The organism is Thalassospira sp. CH_XMU1420-2 (genome assembly GCF_037029325.1).
Taxonomy (GTDB): domain Bacteria; phylum Pseudomonadota; class Alphaproteobacteria; order Rhodospirillales; family Thalassospiraceae; genus Thalassospira; species Thalassospira povalilytica.
On sequence record NZ_JAYMEG010000007.1, the window covers coordinates 134,121 to 159,829 of the forward strand.

Consider the following 25,709-nt stretch of genomic DNA (forward strand, 5'->3'; position numbering starts at 1 on the left):
AAGGGATGTTCGGAAAACCTGAAATATCTCAGGAACGCGGAGGCTTGCCTCTAACGTCCAAACCTGCGGAAGTCAAAGTCAGGTCCTGATACCAGTATGTTACCGCAAGCACCGTTGGGCTGGAAGACAGAACACCTTCTACTTCTTTAACGAACGGGCCGCAAACCGCCATACCGCAAAGATCCGCATGCATGTCACGTCGATCATGTTGCGAGCTATCAGAAACATCGATCATGACGCCGTGATGATTGTCATGGCCATGTCCCGAACCTGCTTGCACACCCTCAACCCCCGACAGCAGAACTGTCATGGCTATCGCGATTGCAAGAAAGCAGGAAAGAATGCGCACGGAACGTTCCTTAGTGATGCATTGCAACATACGCAATATCGGGCTCCCCCGGTTTCGTCAAGTGGCAATATTGTGGCAAAGACAGACTATTTCACGAATTTACATCTGCTGCTTGAGCCATCAGCAAGGTGAAAACAATAGATTACTGCATTCGTCGCCATGAAATCACGTTATGCGCTACAGATGAACAACCTGTTGTGCTGAGTTATTCACTAATCTGCGGGTATGACTTGCTAACAATCAATTTATAGATGAAGCACAATCAAATCCTATTAAATGCTGCGTAACCCAACAATTCTCCTAGTCTCTGGATATGGGCACAGAGGTGCAGCAATAGGATTTACTGTAGTTCGATATAGACAGCATCGCATCCTTGGGATAGAAGTAAACCATGCTCAATCGCATCAGGTTTTTGACCATACTTTTGATAGCTGCTTTTGCCGTCGGGACAAGTTTCCAGACGGTCAATGCTGCTGTTATGGAGGTCGGGATGCCGATGGCGGAATTGGCAATGGACAATTGTCAGGATTGTTCTGGCAGCGGCGACATCATGCCGGACTGCGATATTGCGTGCCCTCAGGTATCAACTATCGCAATTTCGCCTGTACAAGTTGCAATACCTGCACTCGCCTCAGTCGAGCATTTCGGGCCGACAGGCAGCCTTACCGGCCGCTCAAACTCTCCCGATCCATTCCCTCCCAGAACCAACACTCTGAACTGATATCTCCTTAATCCGTTTTGGTTTGAGGATATCAGTGTCATGGGGCATCACCGCGATTTCTCATGACATGCTTCGTGCCCGCAATTTTTGTTGTGGGCCTTACAGCTTCTTCAGACAAGGTTGGAAATCATGTTTTCCGATCTACGGGTGCCAAAATGTCGGCTTTGGTCGGTATTTCTTGGCGCAGTCGCGACATGCACCAAAGCATAGCTTCAGCTTCACTCAACGAGCAGGCGGCAATCCGCCCCGGCCTTGAGCGTCCCGCTTTTACTGGTGCCCGGCCTCTGAAGATCAAACCTTATAGGATCATTGTGAGCGGGATTCGGATTACGTTCTGATGCTCCAACTCCTTGAGAAACTTGCATATGAAAAGAAATACCATAGTCGCGGGCTCTGTTTCCAGACGTGCGCTGCTTCGCGGTCTCGTGACATGTGCTGGCCTCTACCTGTTGCCAGCAACAACCCTTGCCGCGGTTAGTGAAAGCTCAAACAGTGCAATTGCTTTTGATAGCAATGCGCTGATTATTGCACGCGGGTCATTGCTTCTGTATCGCGATAGGGATCGAAACTGGATAACATTGCCGGAGATGTCGGCAGGTTCCATTCTCACACTTGCAACACATCCGGAACGGCCGGGCCGAGTTATTGGTGGTCTGGATACCGGCAGGATTGTTCTGTCTGTAGATGGCGGGAAAAGTTGGGACGTACGTGGGCAAGGACTGCCAAAAGCGGCAGTCACTGCCATCACAACTGCGGCGACAAACCCAGATACCATATATGCCACCATTCGCGGTGACGGCTTATGGCAGAGCGATGATGCTGGTCAGTCATGGGTGTTTGTCATGGACCGGCCATGGTTAGCGAATGCCGAGCGAGATCTGACAGCACTGTCTTCAGTCGATCTGGCAACCGGAATGGGTGGGATCTGGCTATATGCCGGAACCGATACCGGTGTAACGCGTGTGCCGGATTGTTTCTGCCGTTGGCAGGATGTTCAGCCGGGCGATGCCATGGATGCTCTTGCGTCCGGAAAGCAGGCAACTCCCAAAGTACCCTTACCTGAGGGTGAACCTGTGAGTGCGCTGGTCAGTGCGGTATCGCGACCGGCCACACTTTATGCCGGATTGCCATCCGGAATTTGGCAATCGCAGGATGCGGGTGTCACCTGGTTAAAGCGTTCAGAAGTTATCGCAACAGCACTCGCGGTTCATCCGCTACGCGCTGATGATCTCGTAATTGTGAATAACGACGGGGTTTTACAAAGCCCAGACGGTGGCAGGACGTGGACCGCCATTGCGAACATATGATGATGGAGAAACAGATGAGAAAATTAGTGATTGTGACAGGTGTTGCGATTCTGGCTGTTGCCGGAAGTGCTGCATTTACAATGTTTGCTCCGGGAAAAGGAGAGGCGCAAACGAACGTGACAGTAGCTGGTGAGAGAAGCAAATCGATCACAATCTATCGGGACCCGAACTGCGGATGCTGTGATGCCTATGGCGAATATCTTGAGACCAATGGATATCAGGTTACCCGTGTCGATGATCGCGATTTCGACAAGCGATCCGTTGCCGCCGGTGTCCCGGAGCAAGGGCTGGGCTGCCATTTGGCCGAGATTGACGGATATGTCGTAAGCGGGCTGGTTCCCGCCGAGATCATTGAACGGATGCTTGATGAACGCCCGGATATAACGGGTATCACGCTGCCCGGCATGCCACCAAATGCGCCGGGCATGGCACGTGAAAAAACCGGGACGCTGAAAACCTATGCGTTCGGAGAGGACGGCATTGCCGTTTACGCCAATGAATGAGTGTTTTGGACAGATGATGGATGGTTCGATGATGGGTGGCCCGATGATGATGCTGATGATGGCAGGAGGCGGTCTTGTGTTTCTTCTGATCCTTGCGATCCTGATCATGAGCGTTCTCGCGTTGTTTAAATATCTTCGGGGCGGGAAATGAGTGCGGTATCGCCCGGATCAATGGTCACCGGATTAATGGCTGGCGTCGGCATGGCTTTGTTGTTCGGCGTGATGGATGCCAGCGCGAAGCCCGAGAATCTGACTTTTCTCGAAAAGCCGCTCACTCCGGAACAGATAGCACTGGGCAAGGATGACTATGTTGAATTTTGCGCATCGTGTCATGGCTCAAATCTTGAGGGGCAGAAAAGCTGGAAGCGCCGCCTTGACACCGGGCGGATGCCCGCGCCGCCACACGATGCCAGTGGCCACACATGGCGCCATAGCGATCAGGAACTGTTTGCGATCACCAAGTTCGGGGTTGGCGCTGTCGTGCCGGGGTATGAGAGCGATATGCCTGCATTTGAGGATGTGCTGAGTGATGAGGAGATCATCGCGGTACTCGGTTATATCAAGAGTGTCTGGTCGGACGAAGAACGCGAATTCCAGCACAATCTCAATCTTAAAGACGGGAGGGCGAGATGATTGCAGTCCCCAAAGAACATCGCCCGCAGAAACGGTTCAACCGGCTGATCTATTTCTTACCGCTTGGCATAGCATTGATATTGGGTGTGGCCCTAGCGAAGGGATTAACTCTTGATCCCAACACACTCCCCTCTGCCCTGTTGGGTAGACAGGTCCCGGAATTTGACCTTCCACCGGTAAAAGGTCGAACACAAGGTTTGTCGAGTACAGATATCAGAGGTGAGGTGTCGCTGGTCAATGTTTTTGCCTCCTGGTGTGTTGCGTGTCGCGAAGAGCATCCCGTGTTTATGAAACTGGCTCGCGACGGCACCGTCCCACTGCATGGCCTGAACTATAAGGATCAACCTGACGACGCTGCAGAATGGCTCGATAGTCTTGGTGATCCCTATACGAGAACCGGCGCGGATATTAATGGACGTGTGGCGATGGTCTTTGTTTTAACAAATGCATTGCGGCTCCGTAAAATTGTGCCGGTAATGCGTATGTTGTGATCGCGTGATTGGATTGAGAAAGAACTGAAAAGTTCTATTAGATCGTGAGTGCGTCAAAGTACCGGTAGGAGAAGTTCTTCTCGGCAAGAACCTCTCTTACCCAATACCGGATTAAGGAGCGATTAAATGACGACCTCAAGTGATGAACAATTGGAGTATGTAGTTTTGCATGCTTTCAAACATGCCTGCAGCTGCGAAAGGCTTGATATTGCCGAATTTATGCTAAGAGCCCTTGAAAAGCTTGATCAGGAGCGAACGGAACATGACACCGTGGATCGTCCATTGATGGATGCGTATCGTGATTTGACGGCAAGCTCACAGCATCACAATAATTGATAGCTGGGGTGGTAAGGTCAATTGGAACACTTGAATTAACATTTCAAAGTATCCTTCATCTTTCAGCAAACCGAGTTTCACATGGCACGGCTTGATTCGTGTGAAGAAGAGTTGGTGGTTTTCTCAATTGGCAACTGAATGCAGCACAGGTGTTCCATGTCTGCACCCAATTAAAGAACGGGGTACAGAAACAGACTCGCCATAGGCCATTGATTGTTGCCCCAGACATTTTATCGCCTGATCCGACGCAGGAAGTACGCCAGAAATGGGCAATAGGTCATGCCGTGAGCGATTTTTGCCCGCAACGGACACTGCTCTTAACCCTTGATAGCCAGAATGCGTTTGGCGCCGTTCAGTACAATGACCCCGGCGATGGTGCCGATGATCAGGTCGGGATAATTGGACCCGGTCCACGCGACCAAAACGCCGGCGGTGATGACCCCCAGATTGATCACCACGTCATTGGCCGAGAATATCCAGCTTGCCTTCATGTGCGCCCCGCCCTCCCGATGTTTGGATATGAGCAGCAGACAACTGGCATTGGCAATCAATGCGACGAATGCGATAGCCATCATCACCAACGATTCAGGCTCACTGCCAAATACAAAGCGTCTCACCACCTCCGCTAGTGCTCCAACAGCCAGAATTAGCTGCAGAACACCAGCAAGATGCGCGGCACGCACCTGCATTCTTATGCTATGCCCAACAGCATAAAGGGCGAGCCCGTATACCGCCGCATCTGCGAAATTATCAAGAGACTCACTAATTAGGCCAGTGGACTGGGCTGCCAGGCCGGAAATCATTTCTATTAGAAATAGGAGTGCATTGATGCCAAGCAACCAGCGCAGGGTGCCTGCTTCTTGTTTGATAGAGGTAGTTGAGGCTTCGGCGGTCTTGATGGTCTCTGGATCGGCTGCGGTGCTTTCCTGAAGCGTAGCGCCTAGCCCCAAGGTCTCCAACTTTGTAGTGATAGCGGCAACTTCGCCATTGTGTACGACCTCCAACTGGTGGTTCGACAAGTCGAAGGACAAGGTCTGAATCTCCTTAAGGCCATTCAGGGCGAGGCGGATTATTCGTTCTTCTGACGGGCAGTCCATTTTTGGCACTGCATAAATACTGATCCATTGCTCTGATGCTTCGAAGGCGTTCGGTTCATCGGTATTCGATGGCGGAGGTGCATCACTACCAGAAAGGCTATCACAGAATATACTCATGACATGGTTCCACTTTAAATTACAGTGTTACCATTCAAAACTATATAGTAACTATAAGGTCAATAGGGTGGAGAGGACAAATGCGCATTGGTCAGTTGGCACGGTTAGTAGAGATCGACACACAAACAATCCGCTTCTATGAACAGCAGGGCCTATTGCCGTCGGTAGGGCGGAGAGAAAACGGCTACCGCGTCTATACCAAAAAGCATGGTCAACGGTTGAGATTTATCCGTCGCTGCAGAATTCTGGGTCTATCTCTGGCGGAGATTTCCGAACTACAGCAGCATCAGGATGAGCCTCATCAGCCTTGTAATGCGGTCAACGTTTTACTTGATGATCACATATCTCATGTGCAATCACAGATTGCCACTCTACAAGCGCTAGAAATACAACTCGTTTCACTAAGAGAAAGTTGCAAAGATGGACGGGATGTAGAGGAATGTGGCGTTCTTTCTGGGATCAATGATAAAGAGACGCATAAGAGGTAGAGGGGTTTTACTGTGGAACAAACCGAAAAACCAATATTTTACTCTTGCCGATTTAATTATATAAACAGAAACTTTTTTGGTTTATCTTGCTAAATACTTCCTATTTTATATATTACTTGGGGCGTATCCTTTTTTGTAATCTGGCATTCCATCATAAGTTTTTGTTGATATTTAGCTCAAGGATTTGGGAATAATTGAAATTTACTTCATTTGTTGGCATGCTGACAATGTTGTAAAAATTGATAACTGGCCTCTTTGTCCTTTTGATGAAGCCGAACTCACAAGCTACTACTTCAAACGTGGAACAAGGCTTCCAGAACAGGGCACTCAGGCACATCTTTTCCTGAACATTGAGCTGCCGTTTCCGCCAAAACCTGTTCGATCCGTTTCAGGTCATCAATTTTTGTGCGCACGTCAGCAAGATGGCTTTCCGTACGCTGTTTGACCTCCGAACATGTTTGCAACTGACCATCTATAAGAGTCAGCAACCCCCGGATATCTTCAATCGAAAAACCCAGATCACGGGCGCGCAGGATAAACCGCAACCGGGAAACATGTGTTTCGTCATACAGCCTGTAACCCGTTTTGCTGCGCCGCGGATCGGGCATCATGCCGGTCTTTTCATAATAGCGGATCGTTTCAAGATGACAGCCTGTCACCTTCGACAATTCTGCTCGCTTTAGTCGCCTCCCGGAATTGTGATCGTCCATGTGATCAAAACCTTCTTTAATCTGTAGCAGCTACAGACTGTATCTTAACTGCGAATCGAATTCGAGGTAAACCACATGAACGATATCAAATCGGACGACCTGTTGTCGGATGACGGGAAGCAGACAAAAAGAGGTCTGCTTGCAACTGGTGGAGTGGTCGGAGCCATTCTTGCATCCGCCTGCTGTGTCGCACCACTCCTGCTTCTGATGCTGGGGGTGTCGGGGGCCTGGATCGGCAATCTGACGGCTCTTGAACCTTACAAACCACTCTTCGCGACGGTGGCTCTGATATTTATCGGGCTGGGGTTCTGGCAGGTCTATTTCAAGACCAAGCCAGCTTGTGACGACGGGTCTTACTGCGCCCGTCCGGAATCCGCACTGATCACCAAAGCCGCCCTGTGGTTCTCAACCGTGCTGGTGGGATTGGCCCTGACAATCAACTGGTGGGCACCGCTGTTCTATTAGGAGTAATCGAGATGAAACGAACAGGCATTATTCTGGCCGGGGCATTTGCCCTGGGACTGGCTGTCATATATCCGGGAGGCTACCTCCCAACTGCGGCGCTTGCTGCCAGCGCCACAGCGCAGGATGAACAAACAACCGTTTTCGACATCGAAAACATGACCTGCGCCCTGTGTCCGGTGACGGTCAAAACCGCGATGGAAGCCGTCACCGGCGTAGAGGCCGTAGACGTCAACTTCGATAAAAAAACCGCAACTGTCACCTTCGACCCGTCAGTCGCCAATGTGGAAACCATCGGGATCGCTTCGACAAATGCCGGTTATCCGGCCAAGGCGCGGGATTAAATAATGCGTGGCAACACCATTTTCAAAACCGGGATCGTCGGAACAATTTTTGCTGTGATCTGCTGTTTCACACCAATCCTTGTTGTCTCGTTCGGGGCCCTTGGACTCTCGGCATGGCTGGGCTGGATAGACTATGTCCTCATACCCGGATTACTCCTGTTCATTGCCCTGGCACTGTACGGCTACCGACAACGAGCCCGTGCGCGCGCTTGCTGCGAGACCGATACACAACCAACCACCCGGAAAGGAAAATAATATGAACAATTGTTGTTCGACCGACAAACAGGAATATGACCTTGCTGTCATCGGCGCGGGTTCGGCCGGTTTTTCGGCGGCGATTACGGCCGCTGAACAGGGCGCAAGGGTCGCACTTATCGGCAAGGGAATGATTGGCGGCACATGCGTCAATGTCGGGTGTGTTCCCTCCAAAACCATGATCCGTGCCGCAGAGGCCGTGCATGGTGCGGGGGCCGCTGCGCGTTTTCCCGGCCTCTCCGGAAACGCTCATGTCGCTGACTGGCAGTCCCTGATCAAGGCTAAAGAGGATCTGGTTTCCGGTTTGCGTCAGAAGAAATATATCGATCTGCTGCCCGAATATGATGGTATCGATTATCTCGAAGGGGACGTTATATTTAATGACACCGGTCTTCTGCTTGACGGCAAAAAGCTTGTTGCAAGAAAGACAATCATTGCAACCGGCACATCCCCGTCATTTCCCGATATTCCAGGCATTGAGAATGTCCCCTGTCTGACCAGTACAACGGCACTTGAACTTGATCAGCAGCCACGATCACTTCTCGTGATTGGCGGCGGATATATCGGTTGTGAACTGGCTCAGATGTTTGCACGGCTCGGCAGCTCGGTTACGCTGGTGACACGGTCACGGCTTCTTCCCGAAGCAGAACCGGAAATTGCTGCATCGCTCACTCAGGAGTTAAGGAATGAAGGGGTATCCGTTCGCACGGGCCTCACCTACGAGAGGGTTGAACGGAAGAATGATAAAACGGAACTGACCATTAACGTTGATGGCCAGGCCGAGGTTCTTTTTGCTGAACATATCCTGGTAACGACAGGCCGTAAGCCGAATACAAACGGATTAGGCCTCGAAACGGCCGGAATTGAAGTAAATTCGAATGGCGGAATTGTTGTGGACGCGTACATGCGGACGACGCGTCCTGATGTATATGCTGCGGGCGATGTGACCGGGCGCGACCAGTTCGTTTATATGGCAGCTTATGGCGCCAAACTTGCGGCAATAAATGCCTATAACCGTGACGAACAGACATATGACAACACAACGATGCCCTGGGTTGTCTTCACTGATCCACAAGTTGCTGGCGTAGGTCTCTCCGAGGTTCAGGCACAGAAACGGGGCTTTGTGGTCAAGACATCTGTCGTGCCGCTTGATCTGGTGCCCAGATCACTTGCCGCCCGTGATACACGCGGTTTGATAAAACTCATTGCAGATGAAGCAACTGACCGCTTGCTGGGCGCTCAGATATTGGCACCCGAGGGCTGTGACAGCATTCAGACAATGGCGCTGGCCATACGGTTTGGGATGACCGCCCAAGAACTTGGCGACACGATTTTTCCCTATCTGACCACAGTCGAGGGCCTGAAACTTGCCGCTCAGGGCTTTGCGAGAGATGTCGCCAGACTGTCCTGTTGTGCCGGGTAACACCATGCGACGATGATAAGGAATTTACAAACGTGACACCGGACCTGTTCAACCTGATCTTTCTTGCGCTGGGCTTGGGATTTTTGGGATTTATCGAGCCCTGCACGATTGGCGCGCATATGCTGTTTCTCAACAGCCAGTGTGACCGTTCACTGCGCATGCGGGTTGGGGCTCTAGCTGCATTCATGCTCGCACGCCTTCTGGTCATGGGCGGTTTCGGCGGCGTGATCGTCATGCTGGGACAACGCATGATCGGGGTTCAGACCGGGGCATGGCTGATCTTTGGGGCACTCTATATGGTCATCGGAATTGTCTTCCTGTTCGGTGCAGGGGGACGGTTTCGGCGGCGTATCCGGATTGCGCCAGTCGGATGGCGGATCACGAAAAACCCATGGGTTCAGGGCGTTGCGTTTGGCCTGAATATTCCCGCCTGCGCCGCGCCGATCCTTTTCGGCCTGATGGGGGCCGCAACCGCAACAGGCTCCGCCGCAAAGGGTTTCATTCTGATGGCGGTCTTTGCGCTGTCGTTGTCACTTCCATTGGTACCGTTTTCGGTCGTGCCGCAACTTACTTCGCTTCTTGTCGGACTTGCAGACTGGATGCGTCCGCGCCGCTGGTTGACCGGCTTTGTTTTCGTCGCCCTTGGCCTATGGTCAATCTGGTTCGGGCTATTTGTCAATCTGGCAGACTGGGCAAAGGCATGAACTTGGGGAGGCGCCTCTCTGCTGATCTGCGGAAGTGATCTGTCGTAAGTGGGATGATTTATGGAAGATGGGAGACATGTGCATTAGGAGAGGCTTGGCGTAGACACCACGATTGATGTAAAAGGCTTGTTAAGAGTCTTCCTGTGTCGTGGAAGGCCCATTACGTATCAGAACCTTCTGCTTGTGTCATACGTACTGCCTGGCGAATTCTTGAAGCCGTTTGTCGTTCCATCTCGCGCATTTGAAGCAGCATTGCTGCCATCAGGTCTCTCGCCGTCCCGGTTTCCTGTTTTAATTTGGCGATTTCCTGACGCAGACTCATGATCTCATTTTGTTTTGATGATTTTGCTGTTGCCTCAAATGATTTCAGTCTCTCAAGCACTTTGGGATATTTGTACAGTGTTGTCCGGCTATGCCCGGCTTCGCGCGCAACCATACTTTTGTTGATTTTGGGTGTATTGCTGGAATTGGCTTTCAGAGCATGACGCGCGAGGAGCCGATCAATCGCCATCATGAATGCGGCTTCAACAGATGTGGGTGACATGGTTTCATTACCCGGGATTGTTGTTTTCTGCAGCTGCAGCTTCGGTGGTTTCAAGCTTGTTTAGCACCATAATACATTGTTCGAGGCGTTGTTTGCAGAGTTGTGCGAGAGCAAAGTCATCATTGGTTGTTGCCGTTTTCAGATCATCTTGCAATTTGGCCCGGCGGTCTTTCCAGAAGGGCAAATGAGTCTCGTCAAGGACAAGGTTTTGACATTCCCAACATAAATCCGGGCGTGCGGCCGACCATAGCGGCGCACTGATCACCCATCGGGCAGAGCAACCGATGGTACAATTCCCGGTTCCCTGTCGAAACAGGCAGGTTCCGAGGGATGTCTTTCCCCAGCGAATATCATGTGCCCGTATACCCGAGGTACGAACCAGTTCTTCAATATCGCGTGGGCGGTCATCTTCGGGACGGTTGTCCAGAGATTTTCCGAGTTGATTCGCAGTCTCTTTCAGTTTTCCACTGAGGGCCCCCGAGACGTTTTTTCTGCCGGCAATCATTTCGCCAATGAGAGAGACCGTTGACTGAACCGCAGCATCATCAAGGATCTGTTTCAGTTCTGGATCCGCATTTATATATCCCTGTTCCGTCATCGCCATACTGATGTGTTTGAAATGCTCCCGAAGCACCGGGAGCATGCAGCTGTCGCTTCGGATGACATATTGGGCGAAGGATTTGCGCCATTGATGAGAAGTAACAGTCCAATCCTTAACACCGCTTCTGACAAAGAACCTTCTCTGGCAGCGATTGACCCAACTTAAAGTATGGGCTTTCACATCTTTGGTCAGGCTTTTTGTTCGGCTAAAACCGACAATCAGTTCGTTGATGTTTCTTCGAGTGCGCCAGGGGGCGTACAACCTTTCGATGACAGATATTGCCTTGACCGGAACAGGAAGGTGATCACTCCCGACCGGGCGCAGTCCGGTGACCCAGGTGACCGGGCGAGGCGTTTTCGTCGTCTTGTAGATATGACCGGAAAGATAAAATATCTCATGAAGACCGCTGGCCGACGGTTCAATTTTTATGCAATCGGGCAAGGTATTTTGTGCCAGTGGCGTATCAGAGGCTTGCAGTCCCAGCAATTCACTCACTCTGATACCCGTCAATCCCTGGATGAGGATCAGGCACGCGTCAGTCAGAGAGTTGATGCGATCCCGTAAATGCTGCCTGTCTGGTGCATATTTTTCGGCAACCAGCAGGTCTTTGGTGTCCGCGAAATGCCGAGCCTGTAAAATGATATCCTCTGCTTCATCAAGCATGCGCAAGGCACTGGTCATTATGTGTAAAAATATGGGGTCCGGGACGGGCGGGACGGATCCCTGTTCCCTGCCTGCCAGCTGTTTCGCGACCTCGAACGCCGTCATGCCATGCCAGGGGGCGCTGCCCGGTACAGGAATTCCGGCTTTTGCCAGAACAGGGGCCTGATATCCCAAAGAAACAGGTAATGCGAGATGTTCCATAAGATACAGGGCATTGAGATTGGCTTTATCGCGTTTATCAATCAGCAGGTCATCAAGATATTGGGCGAATGCGTTGGTATCAAGCGCGCCGAAATGAGCGTAGCCGGATTTGCCCATCCAGCGGGCAAGATAATGAACCCGCCGGGAGAGCTTGCCCATTGAGCCCGGCTTGTATCTATGTCGCTGTCTTGGGTCGACAATCAATGACCAGACCAGTCGACGATGCGCGTCGAGCAATATCGCCCATTTAGGATCAACGAATTTACTGCCGTCCGGCATGATGAAATCCCAGCGTATGGTGCTGGCTGCAGCGTCGTGACCTGGCGTCAGATTGTCGAAGAACCATCTGTCATCAGACCAGCGGGAATGGCGGTTGATCCTCGTTTCCCGCAGATCTTCCGCTGCCATGAGATGATATGCTGTAGCGGTTTGTATAGGGTTCATGTCATTCGATCAGAATGGCGTGGGTTCTTTGAATGTTTTTGGCCTCATGCCAAACACTCTTGGCCGGGAACTTGCTGAGCCAATTGTTCAGGGCCTTTTGTACCGTTGACCAATATAGCCAGCGACCTGGCGGTAAATCGTGACGTGCTTTCTCAATGGCATTGTGGAGATGAAGCAGTTGTGCCAAAGCGTGTGAATTGTCGGGGATCACGGCGGCGCGAGGACATAGCGGACACTCTCCCCAGGCGGTGCAGAGTTGTCCTGTGGACTGGGATGCGAGAGGAGAATCATAGGGGTCGGTGCATTCAAACCCCGGCGTTGCGGCGCGACCTGTATTGTTTGGAAGATTGATACGGTCATCGGACTTTCCAGATGTCCGGATATATCGTTCCCGTCGGTTCAAAAGATTGCCCAATGTTTCCCGTCTGCGGTGCCGGGCCGCTTCCGACACATAATGCGTTTCCGTTGTCTCTGTGTGCCAATGATTGAGAATTGCCTGTTGTGCCTTGATATCCCCGTTACTCAGTTGATTGACAATCTCCGAGATGGTGGGGCGAATGTTCGACAAGCTGAAATCAGGGAGTTGATTATCTTTTCTGAAAGCAGAAAGTGCGTTAGGGAAGGTGCAGGTTGCATTGAGATAATGATGAGCCCTTCCGTAATTTCTGCCCTGAAATATGAAGAGCATATCATGGTCGGGATCGTGCTCGGCATTTGGGAGGCGACGGGTCAGCTTTCCGACATTGTTGAAAATGGAAATCGGGCTATCAATCTCTGTGCTATCCTGAGGATAGGTTCGAACCTGATCGCCTCGCGCGCGTTTCTTCCCGCCGACCACCCGATATCTCGGCGCCAGTTCGGCACTTCCTTTAAGTAACGAGCTCTCCCGAAGGGCGGATTTTCGTAAAGCCAGTATGGTTTCCGGATTGAAGGCCGTCCTGATTGCCATCATCACGACAAACGGGACCAGAGAGCGCTTTGTTGCATACAGCCACGGAGCAATACCCTTGATCCCTCCGAAAAACTCGATTTGTCGTCGCCGGCCATCGCCGTCAGCAAAGAATTGTTTGCTGTTCGTCACATAGCCACCATAGCGGTCTTCAATGATTGCCAGCAATGTTTCAAGTCTATGCTCGGTGGGTGAAGCACCCGCCTGCAGGCGTTCTCTACCTGATTTAATAAAGTCGTTTCCTTCTTCCCATTTGCGCATCCATGTCTGCATTTCTTTGATGCAGGCGCGCTCAATCGTTACAAGATCGGTGATAGCCAAAATTGGTCGATGAGCAATTTGCTCGTTTATTCCAGGCCAGGGATTTGGCTGGATATAAGCATCCCCAGGGACTTCGCTTGTATATTGTGGATTTTGTTTAAGATAGTGCAATACAACACGGAGTGGGGAGATTAACCCGGCTTTCGTTTTGCTTGTAAGCTGTTGGGTGTCGAGCCAGAAAATGTACTCATTAAAAAGAGTTGTGGTCAGATCCGACAGTTTAAAATGTGCTTTTCCCTGTTCGCACATAAAAGCAAAGAAGCGATTGAGAGCTTGAACCTTGTTGACCTGGGTAGAGGGACCAAACTTGCGAATATGCGAGAAAATGGCCGTAGCAAACGGAACAGACAGATGTTCGGCTTTCAGCCAATCGTCGCTGACATTGATCTGGGCACTGCCGCGGTTGGATTTTGCGGTACGGGGACAGTTTAGCGTGAGTTGACACAGTTTTCCGTCAGGTGACAGCTTTTGGATAACCCCGTATTCTCTCTCTTCCTTTTCCGGACGGGCCAGGTTGTTCCTGTCGAAGGCAGGTGCCGCACCCGGGCGATACGTGAGAAAAGATCTGTCCATGCGCTTTCTAGCCATCGCGTAGGGCCTTGAGATACGTATTCAGGGTATCTGTCATGAGTGCTTCCCGAATTTGTACACTCCGCAAATATGTATTGATTGTTGTCGTTATGTGACTATGGCCAAGCAATGTTCGCAGGCTGAGCCAGGGTTCTGCTTTGCCCGCGCGAACCAGTTCAAAATACATGGTAACCGCAAAGGTATGACGGAGGTGATGAAAGCTGTGCAGGGCTTCAGGTCTGTCTAAGGGGCTGGTTGTGCCGTTTTTATGGGAAGGGCATACAAGACCGGCTTTCAGAACCGCGCGCTGAAAGTGGCGCCAGATGGAATGAGCTGTCATTGCTTCACCCGGATTTCTTTTGGCATGGGCGTGATTGACAAAAAGAGCCTCGACAGATGTTTTCGCGCGTCGAACCGCACGGGCCCGTTCTGTTTTTACGTAATGTCGCAGATCATCATGGATTATGCCCGGTACGACAACTGTGCGCGGCTTCAGGCCTTTGGTTTTGTAAAGAGGCAATGCGACGTTGCTGTAGCTACCATCTTTCTTGAGATTCTTGTATTGCGACAGAGTGAGGTTGGCGCATTCGTCAAGTCGCATTCCTGTGGCGACAGCAAGGCTGGCAATGAGCCGGTCTCTGCATGGACGACGATCAGCTTTGTCTCCGGGGATCGAACCAAGTTCGGCGAGCACTCGTTGAAGAGCTTCGGGAGAAAATGCCTCAGCCGTTTCACTGTTATAGGTTCTCGGAAGCAGTTTACTCGTTTTGACCGTATTGTCGCCGGATTGAACATGCGCCATCCGGGTAATTGCATAATTTCGGGGTTTGATACGTTCTTCGTAAAACTCTTTCGCATCAAATTCAATCAAGCCTTGTCTGGACGCCCATTCATAGAAGTCAACGATGGTGCCAAGCCTGCGGCGTACTGTTGCAACAGCATATCGTTTACCGGTTTTAGGTGATTTGCTGCATAAAAGCTTGTCGCGATATAGTTCGATGTCATCGAAACAAGCAGCGTCCCAATCCCTATGAATCAAGCCTAGATATGTGAACCACTCATACAGGTCATAGGTTAAAGCTGTTTGTGTGTTTCCTACCGAGGGAATTCTCGAGGACCGGACGCATTTGTCATGGAGATAGAATAAGACCGGCTCAACAATTCTGCATCCGTCATAGACAAGATAGTGGAAACCGGTAGGGAGACTGTGGCTCTTCACTTGATCCCACTCGGTATCGCGGATGATCGTTGCAGGTCGAACGACATCCGCTGTTTTGGCAACCGTGTAGTAGGGAACTGTCAGCATGCTTCCCTCATTCCAAATGTCGGGCACCGGGTTTTGTTTGTCATCTTGAGGCTGTGATATCAGACCTTACCTGCACCGCCAGCATGCTGGCGGTGCAGGTAAGGTCTGTAGGCACAGTGGCAGCTAAACAGCCATGTTAGCAAGGAAGTTTGTGTATGTGAACAATGTTAGTAATGTCATATAACCTTGCTTGATATCACGACACCAGACGGGGAAACCGTTCCCGCACTGGTCGGTCCGACCAAACAGGGCGATATCTATGTTCTTGATCGTCGTACCGGCGATCCGATCATTCCGATAACCGAGGTGCCGGCACCGGGCGGGGCCATTCCCGAAGATCACACAGCACCGACCCAACCGGTATCGGGGCTGACATTCATGCCCGAACCGCTTACGGGCAAGGATATGTGGGGCATTACCCTGTTTGATCAGCTGGCATGCCGTATTGCGTTCCATGGTTTGAAATATGAAGGGCGCTATACGCCGCCGTCGCTGGAAGGGACGCTTGTCTATCCCGGCAATTTCGGAACATTCAACTGGGGCAGTGTCGCCGTTGATCCCGAACGCCAGATCATGTTCGGTATGCCGACCTATCTTGCCTTTACATCGCGCCTGATCCCGCGTGATGCCGTTCCGCCCCGCGGCAGCGAAAAGGCCAGTGAAATGGGCATTAACCGAAATGAAGGTGCCCCTTATGCCGTGGAAATGGGACCGTTCCTGTCACCGCTTGGTATCCCGTGTCAGGCACCACCGTGGGGCTATGTGGCCGGTGCTGATCTGCGCACGGGCGAGATCGCCTATAAGCACAAAAACGGCACGGTCGAAGACATGACCCCGCTACCCTTGCCGTTCGAAGTCGGTGTGCCGGGGATTGGTGGTCCGATCCTGACCAAGGGTGGTGTTGCCTTCCTTGGGGCCGCGGTTGACAACTATTTCCGTGCCTATGACGCCACCAATGGCAATCAGCTTTGGGAAGCCCGTCTTCCGGCGGGCGGTCAGTCAACACCGATGACCTATGAAACCGATGATGGCACGCAATATGTGCTGATCGTTGCCGGTGGTCACGGTTCGATTGGCACCAAGCCGGGCGATTATGTGATTGCCTACAAGCTTCCGAAATAGGATCACACGGGCACCTGTTTTGCAGGTGCCCGTTTCTTATGTGTCGTCAGTCGTGCCGGCAAGTCCAAGCTGATCACTTACCAGGGCACTTCACCGGCAAGGCGTTTTTCGACCTGCTGAATTTCGTCGATGCTTAATCTTGGTTCCAGTGCGTCTATGGCCGACTGGGGATCAAGTGGTTCGGTCTCGTTGGCACCTTCGGGAAAGGTCATCGGCCCGTTTGCGGAACGGCGCAGCCAGTAATAGGCATCGGCAAGATTTTGTGGCACACCCCAGCCACGTTCAAGCAATGCACCATACATGAACTGGGCAGCGTGATTATTGGCCTTGGCGCCGATTTCAAAATAGTGGGCGGCTTCGATGAAGTTTTGCCGTGCGCCGCGCCCATGGAAATATTGTGTGCCGATCAAATAGGCCGCATTGCCGTTTCCCGGGTCGGTTTTCAGCGCACGTTTGAAATATTCGGTGGCACGAAACTGGTCATAATGCAGGCCGTGGCCGTTAAAATAGAGAAGCCCGATATAATAGATCGCACCCCCATGATTGGCGCGTGCGGCCTTTTTGAACCACTTTGCCGCGTTCTGATAGTCGGGTTGACCCAGATCCCCGCGATAATACAGCAATCCCAGCGCATATTGCGCATAGGGATCATCCTTTTGCGCGGCCGATCGCCAGTAGTCATGGGCCTGTTCAAAATCACCGGACCGATAGGCATAATAGCCGGTCTGGTAGTCGCGGCTCATTTGGCGCGCCTGTCCGGGGTGGGGGATTGCCGCAAAGCTTACGCCGATCAGGGCCGCAATCATCAGCCGTCTGACCAGCTTCAAGGCAGAAGGACGCACGTTCTTATCTTTGTCCGCTGTTATGAAGAAGGGTGTCAGGAATTGTTTTTAAACAGCGGGACGACCTTGCGCGCACGCTTTTCGATGGCCTCTAGCACGTTGCTGATATCGGAACTTTGTTTGATCCGCTCGCCACTGTGAAGCGCGAGATACTGGCCGGCATTCTTGTGTTCGCTGCCCAGTTTGATCACGGTGAAAAGCGGTGTTTCGTGTGTGGAACGAAAGATCGAAAACATTGCCATCCCGTCCAGATGGTCGATCGCATAATCGCGCCAGGCGCCGCTTGCAACCTGACGGGAATAGGTATTCATGAGCCGCATCAGTTCGGACCGGTCAAAATGCACAAAGCTTTTGGCTTTGCGGTATTTTGCCAAATCGAACAGTGTTCCCATGTGATTCTCCGGCAATGTGGTCGTCTGGCTGTTACAATCCGGGAACGGAAAATGACAGCCATATGACACGGTAGCGTGGATTGCCCTGCGTCTCAAGTTGCAATGGACAAAAACCGGTTCACACTATTTGTGACCGGTTTGATTATCCCAGATAATTCAGTGAATTATGCCCTAGAGGCTGCGCGAACGGGTCGGCGGCCAGTCAACGGTTTGTGCCCCGGTGTTATAGGGATCGGGTGTACGATAGCAACTGACGGCGGCCAGGGTGCGATAGCAATAAAGCGGCGTTTCCGGTACCGGGTCCTTTTTGCAATAGGACTTGCCGTCAATTTTGCGAATGGTTGAGCAATCCTGACCGGTCGAAAGCGAAACCATATGGTCAATCAGGGTTTTGTCGGTGTTGATGATGCTGACAACGTCAAAGGCAAGATACCATTCCCCGCCGGTAAACAGGCTGGTCCCGACGACATCGGACATGGTGGTGCTACAGCCTGATACCCCGGTTCCAAGCAAAGTGGCAAACAGCCCGGCCAGTATGCGCTGTCGAATGACGCGCTTGGCATCCTGTCGGTTTTGAACCTTTTGACGACGTTTCATGGTGTCTCCGTCCATCCACCGGGCAAATTTGACCGGTGACAGTGTGAAATCTGTTCCCTTGGATTTATCAAAGCAATCACTGTGCCGAATTGCCCAAAGGAAGGATCATTTTTGTCATATGGGCGGTGGCGGGGTTGTTTTCAGGGGCTTTTGCCGGCATTGCCGCGCGATATGCCGGATCCGGCGCGCGGCCAAGCATTGGCTCACATCGGCGCAAGAGCGTCGATATCGTGCCGATGCGTGGGCATAATGGCGCTGGCAGGCAATTCTTACCGCTTTGGGGAATGAAATTGAAACCGCGCCGCGTTTTTGCCGCAAATTCGGTCTTTGTTATCCGATCACGGGGCTGACAAAGACGCCCGGATCGGGTTGAAAAACGGCAATGGGGCAAAATAATCGACCGAATGCCCGGATTGGCTTTGTGCAGACTTGACCCCTTGCGTGCTGGCGCGTTAAATCCTTGCCAGAATTAATTCAGATAAGCGGGCAGGTTGCCCGCTTTATTGTGACCGGATTGGAGCCGTTTTCGTGGTTGATATTTTCCAGGAAGTCGAAGAAGACCTGAAGCGCGAACGCACAGAAGAGCTGTGGCGCAAATACGGGAAATATGTCATCGGCACTGCTGCTGTGATTGTTTTGGGTGTTGCCGGGCGTGAAGGCTGGAAAACCTATGAACACAGCACCAGCATCGAAAATGGTACCCGCCTTGCCAATGCTGTTGAACTGGCAAATGCCGGTGAAGACAAACAGGATGCCGCCCTTGAGGCGCTTGACGCGATCATCGCCGAAGGCAATGCCGGTTTTGTTGCATTGGGCCATTTCCAGAAAGCGGCTGTTTATCTGCGCGCTGGTGCGACCCCGTCGGCTGTGACCGAACTTGAAGCGGTTGCCGGCAATTCCGACATCGATCAGGTTTATCGTGATCTGGCCGTTGTTCAGATTGCCATGAACAGCGCCAATGAAAGCAATGCCCAGGAACTTATCACCCGGCTTGAGCCGATCGCGGTTCCGGAAAACACCTGGTATTACTCGGCGCGCGAAATGATTGCGCTGCTGCATATTGCCGCGGGTGAAATCGATGCGGCCAAGCCGCTTCTGACCGAAATTGCCGACGATAACGAAGCACCGTCAGGCATGCGCGCACGGGCAAGTGAACTTCTCAAGGCCGTTGGTGCCTAACTGCGACCAGCAAGGTGGGCCGGGTTTCCCGGCCACCGTGATGACAGCTTGAATCAGGGGAAACGGTTTTGACCACACGCGGTATTAAGTCACTTCTGTGCGTTATGGGGATGACGGGCCTTTTGGCCGGGTGTTCGGGTTGGCTTGGCGGCACCGAAGAACCGCCATTGCCCGGGGAACGCATTTCGGTTCTGGCCCTGCAAAGCACGGTTCAACCTGATATCGATCTGTCTGATCAGCGTGTTGTTCTTCCGGAACCCGAACCGATGGTCGACTGGCCTCAGAATGGCGGCATTCCAAGCCATGCCTTGCATCATGTCGGTCTGGATAATGATGTTCTCAAGCAGGACTGGTCGATTGATATCGGCGAAGGGTCGATGGATGACAACCTTCTGCTTAATCAGGCAATCATTGCACGCGGCGTGATCTTTACCATTGATGCCAGTGCGGAAGTCCGCGCCTTTGCGGCCAATTCGGGAAAACGAATCTGGTCGCTTGAACTGGCACCGGAAGACGAAGAAGACAGCACGCTTCTGGGCGGCGGTCTGGCCTATGAGGGCGGCATTATCTATGCCACCACCGGCTTTGCCGAAATCATTGCCATTGATGCGCCAAGCGCCACGGTTCTGTGGCGCACCCAGGTCAGCGCCCCGATGCGGTCTGCGCCGACCGTCCGTGGTGGTCGTGTCTTTGCCATCACTGTTGATAACCAGACCATCGCGCTCAATGCCTTGACCGGGGAAACGCTTTGGAACCATCGCGGTGCGGCCGAAGGTGCGGCCTTTATCGGTGGTGCCAGCCCGGCGGTGGATCAGGGCGTTGTGATTTCGGCCTATTCGACCGGTGAGATGTATGCGCTGCGTGTGGAAAACGGTCAGGTGATCTGGTCTGATGCCCTTGCCGGGGCCGGGCGCACCGATGCCGTTTCGGCAATCGCTGATATCCGCGGTCTTCCGGTGATTGATAATGACCTTGTGATTGCCACAAGCAACTCGGGCCTGACGGTTGCGATTGACCTTCGTACCGGCTATCGCGTCTGGGAACTTGAGGCCGGTGGCATCCAGTCACCATGGGTGGCCGGCGATTACGTATACCTGCTAACCAATACAAATGATCTGATTGCCTTGCGTCGGAAGACCGGACAGGTTAAATGGGTGACGGTTCTGCCACGTTTTGTCGATCCCGAAGACCAGGAAGAGCCGATTGTCTGGACAGGTCCGGTACTGGTCGGTGACAGGTTGATCGTAGGTAACGAGCAGGGCGAAGTAATGACTGTTTCCCCTTATAGCGGTGACATTCTCGGCAAGGATGAACTTTCCGGGCCGATCACATTGCCGCCTTCGGTTGCGGGTGACAGCCTTTACTTCCTGACTGCGGATGCCGATCTAATCGCATATCGCTGATCAGTCAGTTCGAACATTAGGCAAGGTTACCTTGCAGGATTTGCGATGCGCCGAGGGCAGTGAAAGCCGTCGGCGCATAACGCCTTTTATAACGAGAGTCTGAAAGTCAGATGTCGCTTAAAGTTGCCATTATCGGTCGCCCCAATGTCGGGAAGTCGACCCTGTTTAACCGTCTGGTCGGCAAAAAGCTGGCCCTGGTGGACGATCAGCCCGGGGTCACCCGTGACCGCCGCTATGGCAAGGCACGTCTGGGCGATATGTCTTTTGACGTGATCGACACCGCCGGTCTGGAAGAAGCATTCGATGATTCCGTCGAAGGCATGATGCGCCAGCAAAGTGAAAAGGCGTTCGAGGAATGCGATGTTGCGCTGTTCCTGATCGATGCGCGTGCGGGACTGACCCCGCTTGACAACCACTTTGCCGACTGGCTGCGCAAACGCCACAAGCCGGTTTACGTCATCGCCAACAAACATGAAGGCAAGGATCAGGATCCCGGCCTTTACGAGGCCTATGGCCTTGGTCTTGGCGATGTCGCCCCGATCTCGGCCGAGCATGGTCTCGGGATCGAGCTTCTGTATGACATTCTTGAACCGCATTGGGACGAATGGAAACACCGTCAGCGCGTTGCCAAGCAACATGCCCGCGATGCTGCCATCGAGGCATTGGAAGATGCCGCACAGGAAGCTGATGACGATGTCGATGATCTGATTGATCCCGATGGCTTTGCCGATGACGAGGGCGAAGTATTCCCGTCCTATGAAATCGAATTCAGCGAAGATGACGAAGACGAAGACGGCGAACTGATCGTCGAAGGGGCACGCGATAACTCCAAAATCCAGCTGGCCATCGTCGGCCGCCCGAATGCCGGTAAATCGACCCTTCTGAACCAGTTGCTGGGTGAAGAGCGCGTCATGACCGGTCCGCAGGCAGGTTTGACCCGTGACTCGATCGCGGTCGACTGGTCCTATGAAGGGCATCCGATCCGTCTGGTCGATACCGCCGGGATGCGCCGCAAGAAGAAGATCGATGACCGTGTTGAAAAGCTGTCGGTTGCCGATACTCTTCGCGTGATCCGCTATGCGCAGGTCGTTGTTTTGATGCTTGATGCGACCAACACGCTTGATAAGCAGGACCTGACGATTGCGCGCATGGTGCTTGAAGAAGGCCGTGCATTGATCATTGCGGTCAACAAGTGGGATGCGATCAAGGACAAGGCAGGCGTCATGCAGGAACTGCGTGACAAGCTTGACGTGTCCTTTGCCCAGGCCAAAGGCATTCCGGTCCTGACCTTCTCGGCGCTGACCGGGCGTGGTACCGATCGTCTGATGCCGACAGTTCTTGATATCCACGATATCTGGAGCCGCCGCATCCCGACATCACAGCTGAACCGCTGGCTTGAAGCAACCACCGAACGCCATTTGCCGCCGGTCATTTCCGGGCGTCGTATCCGTCTGCGCTATATGACCCAGGCGAAATCGCGTCCGCCAAGCTTCTTTATCAACTGCTCCAAGGCGGCCGAACTGCCCGAAAGCTATACGCGTTATCTGATCAATGGTCTGCGCGAAGACTTCGATATGCCGGGCGTTCCGATCCGTATCTATCTGCGCAGCAGTGACAACCCCTATGCCAACAAGAAAAAGAAACGCTAGTTTCCTGATTTCTTGTCCCAGAACGACCAAAGCCGCCCTTGATCATCAGGGGCGGCTTTTTGCTGCGTTTTTGGCGGCCGTCATGCGGTTTGATGCATCTGCCCTGTCAGATCAGTTTTGCGGGATCGACGGGCCGTTATCAATGATGTCACGGATATGGTCGGGCAGGTCATCCTCGGTAAAGCGTTCCTGGATTTCGCCGTCCTGAACAAAGGCAAAAATATCGGCGATGTCCTGACCGGAAAAATCAATCTGATATCCGAGATCGGCCTGTTGAAGATGGAGCATCTGCTCGGCCCCGCGCCACATGCTGGCAAAAAATTCAAACGGCTCACGCGCGATATTCATGTTCGACGCATCAAGACTGGGGCCGATATTCCCGCCGACACTGTTGACGGAATGACAGACAACACAGCCGCGTTCGGCAAACAGGTCCTTGCCGCGTGCCGCATTCATTTCAGGCAATGTAATGGACGCGCCATTATGGTCGGTTGCGCGCGCAACATCGGCGGTGCTGATGGTGATGACGGCCCCGATGGCAACGGCAATCGCAACAGTGCCCAAGGATGGAATAAAGCGGAAATTCAAGGCCTGTGTCATCGGCGTCCCTATGTCAGATAAGTGTCTGCTGGGGGCACATGCTATCGGTCCTTGGTACTCAAGCGCAATGGCTTGATGTCGTGGACATAAAAATTGTTTTGAAAATCTGCATTCCGCAACAGGAACACAAAAAAGGGCCTGTTCGAGGCCCTTTGTCGGTGCGGTATGTGGAATGCCTAATAAGCGTTGACCACTTCGCCATGTTTGGTGCAGCTGGCCTCTGCCAGATCGACAAACACATCGGTGATTCTGTCGGGCGTGGGCAGCGTTTCGGGATCTTCGCCCGGATAGGCTTCTGCACGCATTTTGGTGCGGATACGACCGGGATTGATCAGATTGACGCGGACCTTGCTTTCCTCAAGCTCTTGGGCATAGGACAGCACAAGGGCTTCAAGTGCGGCCTTGGTGGCGGCATAAAGCCCCCAGAAGGCACGACCCTTGGCCGAGGCGTTCGAGGTCACGAAAATCGCACGCCCGGCATCAGAAAGCTGTAACAGCTTGTCGACCGTGCGGATAAGGCGGAAATTCGACGTAACGTTGGTTGCGACCGTATTGTCGAAAACCTGGGTATCGATGTGGCCAACCGGGGCGATTTCGCCCAGAAGGCCCGCATTGCCAACCACGATATCAAGCTTGCCGAACCGTTCATAAATGGTCGGGCCGATGGCATCGACCTTTTCGAACATGGTCAGATCAAGCGGCAGCAAGCTGATCTTGCCACCGGCATCGGTGATTTCGTCGCTGAGTTCTTCAAGCGCGCCGACATTGCGACCAATCGCAATGACCTGTGCACCTTCGGCAGCAAAACGTTTGGCAACCGCGTAGCCGATCCCGTGCGAGGCACCGGTAATCAGTGCCACACGTCCTTCAAGGCGCTTTGTATCGGTCATGCAGACTGCCTTTCGACCAGCTGGCTCAGCTTGCGGTCCTTGTTTTCGGCATTGTGATCGGTAAGCCGGATCGGATAATCGCCGGTAAAGCACGCATCACAGAATGCCGGGCTGTCATTGTCACGGCCCGGAAGACCGGTCGCACGATACAGACCATCAATGGTGACAAAGGCAAGGCTGTCGACACCGATGATCTTGGCCATGCTTTCGATGTCGTGATTTGCCGCCATCAGTTTGTCTTTGGACGGGGTATCAACACCATAGAAGCACGGGTTGGTCGTGGGCGGGCTTGTGATGCGCATATGCACTTCTGCCGCACCGGCCTGACGGACCAGATCAACGATCTTGGTCGAAGTCGTACCACGCACGATCGAGTCATCGACCAGAATAACGCGCTTGCCCTTAAGCTTGCCGGGGTTGGCGTTATGTTTCAGCTTCACGCCAAGATGGCGGATCTGATCGGTCGGTTCGATAAAGGTACGGCCGACATAATGGTTACGAATGATGCCCAGTTCGAACGGAATACCGCTTTCCTCGGCGTAACCCAATGCGGACGGAACGCCGGAATCAGGGATCGGCACGACAACGTCGGCTTCGATTGCGGACTCACGGGCCAGTTCACGACCGATATTCTTGCGCACGTCATAGACGCTTGTGCCTTCGACGATGCTGTCGGGGCGGGCGAAATAGACATGCTCGAAAATGCAGAAGCGCGATTTGACCGGTTTGAACGGCTTGATCGACCGCAGGCCGTCTTCGGTAATTTCAACGATTTCGCCCGGTTCGACGTCGCGGATGAATTCCGCGCCAACGATATCAAGGCCGACCGTTTCCGACGACAGGATATAGGCATCATTGAGCTTGCCCAGAACCAGCGGACGCACACCAAGCGGATCACGGACACCGATCAGTTTCTTCTGGGTCATGACGACCAGCGAATAGGCGCCTTCGACCTGACGAACCGCATCGATCAGACGATCGACGATCTTCTCGTACAGGCTGGTTGCAATCAGATGAATGAAGGTTTCCGTATCCGAGGTCGACTGGAAGATCGAACCGCGCTTGACCAGACGATCACGCACCGCAAGCGAGTTGGTCAGGTTGCCGTTATGGGCAATCGCCAATCCACCGAATTCGAAATCGGCAAAAAGCGGCTGCACGTTGCGAAGCCCCTTGCCGCCAGCTGTCGAATAGCGGACATGGCCAACTGCACGGTGGCCGGGAAGGCTTTTGATCACATCTTCGGAGCCAAAGATATCGCCAACCTGGCCCGAGGCCCGATGAGCGGGAAAATCTTCGCCGTCATAGGAAACAATACCGGCGGCTTCCTGTCCGCGGTGTTGCAATGCATGAAGGCCAAGGGCCGTCAGTGCAGCAGCATCCGGGGTACCAAAAACGCCAAAGACGCCACATTCTTCACGTAGCTTGTCGTCATCAAATGGATTGGTGGTCAGCATGAGTGGGTTCCGCTCTCTCGCCGGTGGCGCACGGACAAC

30 protein-coding genes are annotated in these 25,709 nt (G+C 52.8%); 17 read left to right on the forward strand and 13 right to left on the reverse strand.

Annotated elements, in window-relative coordinates; genetic code table 11:
- Positions 1-28: 28 nt before the first annotated feature.
- Positions 29-349, reverse strand: a complete 321-nt coding sequence (locus WA429_RS18915) for a hypothetical protein (RefSeq protein ID WP_287466516.1) — start codon at positions 347-349, stop codon at positions 29-31.
- A gap of 391 nt (positions 350-740) precedes the next feature.
- Here WA429_RS18915 and WA429_RS18920 point away from each other — a divergent pair, with 391 nt between their 5' ends.
- The 7 genes from WA429_RS18920 to WA429_RS18950 all read left to right on the forward strand — a co-directional run bounded on the left by WA429_RS18920 (position 741) and on the right by WA429_RS18950 (position 4,340).
- Positions 741-1,070 (forward strand): hypothetical protein, encoded by a 330-nt coding sequence (locus tag WA429_RS18920; RefSeq protein ID WP_063089330.1) that lies wholly within the window; start codon positions 741-743, stop codon positions 1,068-1,070.
- A 365-nt stretch (positions 1,071-1,435) separates the two neighbouring features.
- Positions 1,436-2,377, forward strand: a complete 942-nt coding sequence (locus WA429_RS18925; protein WP_287466517.1) for a WD40/YVTN/BNR-like repeat-containing protein — start codon at positions 1,436-1,438, stop codon at positions 2,375-2,377.
- On the forward strand, positions 2,374-2,880 hold the full coding sequence (locus WA429_RS18930; RefSeq protein ID WP_336107752.1) for a DUF411 domain-containing protein: 507 nt from the start codon (positions 2,374-2,376) through the stop codon (positions 2,878-2,880). The genes WA429_RS18925 and WA429_RS18930 overlap by 4 nt, the downstream gene beginning before the upstream one ends.
- Entirely contained in the window at positions 2,873-3,031 is a 159-nt protein-coding gene (locus WA429_RS18935) for a hypothetical protein (RefSeq protein WP_022733241.1), read from the forward strand. The genes WA429_RS18930 and WA429_RS18935 overlap by 8 nt, the downstream gene beginning before the upstream one ends.
- A complete protein-coding gene (locus WA429_RS18940) occupies positions 3,028-3,513 on the forward strand; it encodes a c-type cytochrome (protein WP_287466519.1) in 486 nt (161 codons plus the stop codon). Before WA429_RS18935 ends, WA429_RS18940 begins: the two co-directional genes overlap by 4 nt.
- A complete protein-coding gene (locus WA429_RS18945) occupies positions 3,510-4,004 on the forward strand; it encodes a redoxin domain-containing protein (protein ID WP_287466520.1) in 495 nt (164 codons plus the stop codon). The genes WA429_RS18940 and WA429_RS18945 overlap by 4 nt, the downstream gene beginning before the upstream one ends.
- Before the next feature lie 126 nt (positions 4,005-4,130).
- Entirely contained in the window at positions 4,131-4,340 is a 210-nt protein-coding gene (locus WA429_RS18950) for a hypothetical protein (protein WP_062956569.1), read from the forward strand.
- Between the two features lie 317 nt (positions 4,341-4,657).
- Here WA429_RS18950 and WA429_RS18960 read toward each other — a convergent pair whose 3' ends face one another.
- A complete protein-coding gene (locus tag WA429_RS18960; RefSeq protein WP_062956568.1) occupies positions 4,658-5,554 on the reverse strand; it encodes a cation transporter in 897 nt (298 codons plus the stop codon).
- A gap of 80 nt (positions 5,555-5,634) precedes the next feature.
- Here WA429_RS18960 and cadR point away from each other — a divergent pair, with 80 nt between their 5' ends.
- Complete coding sequence (gene cadR, locus WA429_RS18965; protein ID WP_063093925.1) at positions 5,635-6,042, forward strand: Cd(II)/Pb(II)-responsive transcriptional regulator; 408 nt, start codon at positions 5,635-5,637, stop codon at positions 6,040-6,042.
- A gap of 293 nt (positions 6,043-6,335) precedes the next feature.
- On the opposite strand, the gene WA429_RS18970 is transcribed toward cadR, so the two are convergent.
- Positions 6,336-6,752: a MerR family transcriptional regulator gene (locus tag WA429_RS18970; RefSeq protein ID WP_062956567.1), complete on the reverse strand. Its 417-nt coding sequence runs from the start codon at positions 6,750-6,752 to the stop codon at positions 6,336-6,338.
- Between the two features lie 75 nt (positions 6,753-6,827).
- Between WA429_RS18970 and WA429_RS18975 the strand changes: the two genes are divergently transcribed.
- The 5 genes from WA429_RS18975 to WA429_RS18995 are packed head-to-tail and all read left to right on the forward strand — an operon-like array spanning position 6,828 to position 9,940.
- Positions 6,828-7,217, forward strand: coding sequence for a mercuric transporter MerT family protein (locus WA429_RS18975; protein ID WP_062956566.1), 390 nt, complete (start codon positions 6,828-6,830; stop codon positions 7,215-7,217).
- 11 nt (positions 7,218-7,228) lie between these two features.
- Positions 7,229-7,558, forward strand: coding sequence for a heavy-metal-associated domain-containing protein (locus WA429_RS18980; protein ID WP_062956565.1), 330 nt, complete (start codon positions 7,229-7,231; stop codon positions 7,556-7,558).
- Positions 7,559-7,561: 3 nt separating this feature from the next.
- Complete coding sequence (gene merF, locus WA429_RS18985; RefSeq protein ID WP_063093920.1) at positions 7,562-7,813, forward strand: mercury resistance system transport protein MerF; 252 nt, start codon at positions 7,562-7,564, stop codon at positions 7,811-7,813.
- Positions 7,758-9,236 carry a mercury(II) reductase gene (merA, locus tag WA429_RS18990; RefSeq protein ID WP_443082688.1) on the forward strand — a complete coding sequence of 493 codons (1,479 nt, stop codon included), beginning with the start codon at positions 7,758-7,760 and terminating at the stop codon, positions 9,234-9,236. Before merF ends, merA begins: the two co-directional genes overlap by 56 nt.
- A gap of 32 nt (positions 9,237-9,268) precedes the next feature.
- The gene (locus WA429_RS18995; protein ID WP_063093916.1) at positions 9,269-9,940 is read left to right on the forward strand and encodes a cytochrome c biogenesis protein CcdA; all 672 of its coding nucleotides are present in this window, start codon (positions 9,269-9,271) and stop codon (positions 9,938-9,940) included.
- 160 nt (positions 9,941-10,100) lie between these two features.
- Here WA429_RS18995 and WA429_RS19000 read toward each other — a convergent pair whose 3' ends face one another.
- From WA429_RS19000 to WA429_RS19015, 4 genes are read right to left on the reverse strand one after another with little or no spacing between them, the layout of a single operon-like run.
- Entirely contained in the window at positions 10,101-10,484 is a 384-nt protein-coding gene (locus tag WA429_RS19000; RefSeq protein ID WP_063093914.1) for a hypothetical protein, read from the reverse strand.
- A gap of 7 nt (positions 10,485-10,491) precedes the next feature.
- The gene (locus WA429_RS19005; RefSeq protein WP_157097758.1) at positions 10,492-12,357 is read right to left on the reverse strand and encodes a hypothetical protein; all 1,866 of its coding nucleotides are present in this window, start codon (positions 12,355-12,357) and stop codon (positions 10,492-10,494) included.
- A 37-nt stretch (positions 12,358-12,394) separates the two neighbouring features.
- Entirely contained in the window at positions 12,395-14,251 is a 1,857-nt protein-coding gene (locus WA429_RS19010) for a phage integrase SAM-like domain-containing protein (RefSeq protein WP_064781629.1), read from the reverse strand.
- Complete coding sequence (locus WA429_RS19015; RefSeq protein WP_063093908.1) at positions 14,244-15,539, reverse strand: tyrosine-type recombinase/integrase; 1,296 nt, start codon at positions 15,537-15,539, stop codon at positions 14,244-14,246. Before WA429_RS19015 ends, WA429_RS19010 begins: the two co-directional genes overlap by 8 nt.
- A 186-nt stretch (positions 15,540-15,725) precedes the next feature.
- Here WA429_RS19015 and WA429_RS19020 point away from each other — a divergent pair, with 186 nt between their 5' ends.
- Positions 15,726-16,661 (forward strand): hypothetical protein, encoded by a 936-nt coding sequence (locus WA429_RS19020; protein ID WP_287466521.1) that lies wholly within the window; start codon positions 15,726-15,728, stop codon positions 16,659-16,661.
- A gap of 77 nt (positions 16,662-16,738) precedes the next feature.
- On the opposite strand, the gene WA429_RS19025 is transcribed toward WA429_RS19020, so the two are convergent.
- From WA429_RS19025 to WA429_RS19035, 3 genes are all read right to left on the reverse strand, one after another.
- On the reverse strand, positions 16,739-17,503 hold the full coding sequence (locus WA429_RS19025) for a tetratricopeptide repeat protein (protein WP_287466522.1): 765 nt from the start codon (positions 17,501-17,503) through the stop codon (positions 16,739-16,741).
- 35 nt (positions 17,504-17,538) lie between these two features.
- The gene (locus WA429_RS19030; protein WP_068518625.1) at positions 17,539-17,895 is read right to left on the reverse strand and encodes a DUF2794 domain-containing protein; all 357 of its coding nucleotides are present in this window, start codon (positions 17,893-17,895) and stop codon (positions 17,539-17,541) included.
- A 171-nt stretch (positions 17,896-18,066) separates the two neighbouring features.
- Positions 18,067-18,492: a hypothetical protein gene (locus WA429_RS19035; RefSeq protein WP_068518624.1), complete on the reverse strand. Its 426-nt coding sequence runs from the start codon at positions 18,490-18,492 to the stop codon at positions 18,067-18,069.
- A 528-nt stretch (positions 18,493-19,020) separates the two neighbouring features.
- Between WA429_RS19035 and WA429_RS19040 the strand changes: the two genes are divergently transcribed.
- From WA429_RS19040 to der, 3 genes are all read left to right on the forward strand, one after another.
- Complete coding sequence (locus WA429_RS19040) at positions 19,021-19,671, forward strand: DUF2659 family protein (protein WP_068518623.1); 651 nt, start codon at positions 19,021-19,023, stop codon at positions 19,669-19,671.
- 68 nt (positions 19,672-19,739) lie between these two features.
- The gene (locus WA429_RS19045; RefSeq protein WP_228196610.1) at positions 19,740-21,074 is read left to right on the forward strand and encodes a PQQ-like beta-propeller repeat protein; all 1,335 of its coding nucleotides are present in this window, start codon (positions 19,740-19,742) and stop codon (positions 21,072-21,074) included.
- Between the two features lie 110 nt (positions 21,075-21,184).
- The gene (der, locus tag WA429_RS19050) at positions 21,185-22,723 is read left to right on the forward strand and encodes a ribosome biogenesis GTPase Der (RefSeq protein ID WP_287466523.1); all 1,539 of its coding nucleotides are present in this window, start codon (positions 21,185-21,187) and stop codon (positions 22,721-22,723) included.
- A 111-nt stretch (positions 22,724-22,834) separates the two neighbouring features.
- Here der and WA429_RS19055 read toward each other — a convergent pair whose 3' ends face one another.
- The 3 genes from WA429_RS19055 to purF all read right to left on the reverse strand — a co-directional run bounded on the left by WA429_RS19055 (position 22,835) and on the right by purF (position 25,670).
- The gene (locus tag WA429_RS19055) at positions 22,835-23,323 is read right to left on the reverse strand and encodes a c-type cytochrome (RefSeq protein ID WP_287466524.1); all 489 of its coding nucleotides are present in this window, start codon (positions 23,321-23,323) and stop codon (positions 22,835-22,837) included.
- 176 nt (positions 23,324-23,499) lie between these two features.
- Positions 23,500-24,213: an SDR family NAD(P)-dependent oxidoreductase gene (locus WA429_RS19060; RefSeq protein WP_287466525.1), complete on the reverse strand. Its 714-nt coding sequence runs from the start codon at positions 24,211-24,213 to the stop codon at positions 23,500-23,502.
- A complete protein-coding gene (purF, locus tag WA429_RS19065; protein WP_068518619.1) occupies positions 24,210-25,670 on the reverse strand; it encodes an amidophosphoribosyltransferase in 1,461 nt (486 codons plus the stop codon). The genes WA429_RS19060 and purF overlap by 4 nt, the downstream gene beginning before the upstream one ends.
- Between the last annotated feature and the right edge of the window lie 39 nt (positions 25,671-25,709).

Excerpts from the sequence above, each read along its gene's own strand:
- WA429_RS19030 (WP_068518625.1), bottom strand. The coding sequence starts at position 17,895 with ATGGGAACACTGTTCGATTTGGCAAAATACCGCAAAGCCAAAAGCTTT.
- WA429_RS18940 (WP_287466519.1), top strand. The coding sequence starts at position 3,028 with ATGAGTGCGGTATCGCCCGGATCAATGGTCACCGGATTAATGGCTGGC.
- WA429_RS18975 (WP_062956566.1), top strand. The coding sequence starts at position 6,828 with ATGAACGATATCAAATCGGACGACCTGTTGTCGGATGACGGGAAGCAG.
- WA429_RS18925 (WP_287466517.1), top strand. The coding sequence starts at position 1,436 with ATGAAAAGAAATACCATAGTCGCGGGCTCTGTTTCCAGACGTGCGCTG.
- WA429_RS19000 (WP_063093914.1), bottom strand. The coding sequence starts at position 10,484 with ATGTCACCCACATCTGTTGAAGCCGCATTCATGATGGCGATTGATCGG.
- WA429_RS18945 (WP_287466520.1), top strand. The coding sequence starts at position 3,510 with ATGATTGCAGTCCCCAAAGAACATCGCCCGCAGAAACGGTTCAACCGG.
- cadR (WP_063093925.1), top strand. The coding sequence starts at position 5,635 with ATGCGCATTGGTCAGTTGGCACGGTTAGTAGAGATCGACACACAAACA.
- WA429_RS18930 (WP_336107752.1), top strand. The coding sequence starts at position 2,374 with ATGATGATGGAGAAACAGATGAGAAAATTAGTGATTGTGACAGGTGTT.
- merF (WP_063093920.1), top strand. The coding sequence starts at position 7,562 with ATGCGTGGCAACACCATTTTCAAAACCGGGATCGTCGGAACAATTTTT.
- WA429_RS19015 (WP_063093908.1), bottom strand. The coding sequence starts at position 15,539 with ATGCTGACAGTTCCCTACTACACGGTTGCCAAAACAGCGGATGTCGTT.
- WA429_RS19055 (WP_287466524.1), bottom strand. The coding sequence starts at position 23,323 with ATGACACAGGCCTTGAATTTCCGCTTTATTCCATCCTTGGGCACTGTT.
- WA429_RS18935 (WP_022733241.1), top strand. The coding sequence starts at position 2,873 with ATGAATGAGTGTTTTGGACAGATGATGGATGGTTCGATGATGGGTGGC.
- WA429_RS18980 (WP_062956565.1), top strand. The coding sequence starts at position 7,229 with ATGAAACGAACAGGCATTATTCTGGCCGGGGCATTTGCCCTGGGACTG.
- WA429_RS19010 (WP_064781629.1), bottom strand. The coding sequence starts at position 14,251 with ATGGCTAGAAAGCGCATGGACAGATCTTTTCTCACGTATCGCCCGGGT.
- WA429_RS18960 (WP_062956568.1), bottom strand. The coding sequence starts at position 5,554 with ATGAGTATATTCTGTGATAGCCTTTCTGGTAGTGATGCACCTCCGCCA.
- WA429_RS19060 (WP_287466525.1), bottom strand. The coding sequence starts at position 24,213 with ATGACCGATACAAAGCGCCTTGAAGGACGTGTGGCACTGATTACCGGT.
- WA429_RS18950 (WP_062956569.1), top strand. The coding sequence starts at position 4,131 with ATGACGACCTCAAGTGATGAACAATTGGAGTATGTAGTTTTGCATGCT.
- der (WP_287466523.1), top strand. The coding sequence starts at position 21,185 with ATGTCGCTTAAAGTTGCCATTATCGGTCGCCCCAATGTCGGGAAGTCG.
- purF (WP_068518619.1), bottom strand. The coding sequence starts at position 25,670 with ATGCTGACCACCAATCCATTTGATGACGACAAGCTACGTGAAGAATGT.
- WA429_RS19005 (WP_157097758.1), bottom strand. The coding sequence starts at position 12,357 with ATGGCAGCGGAAGATCTGCGGGAAACGAGGATCAACCGCCATTCCCGC.
- WA429_RS19035 (WP_068518624.1), bottom strand. The coding sequence starts at position 18,492 with ATGAAACGTCGTCAAAAGGTTCAAAACCGACAGGATGCCAAGCGCGTC.
- WA429_RS18920 (WP_063089330.1), top strand. The coding sequence starts at position 741 with ATGCTCAATCGCATCAGGTTTTTGACCATACTTTTGATAGCTGCTTTT.
- WA429_RS18970 (WP_062956567.1), bottom strand. The coding sequence starts at position 6,752 with ATGGACGATCACAATTCCGGGAGGCGACTAAAGCGAGCAGAATTGTCG.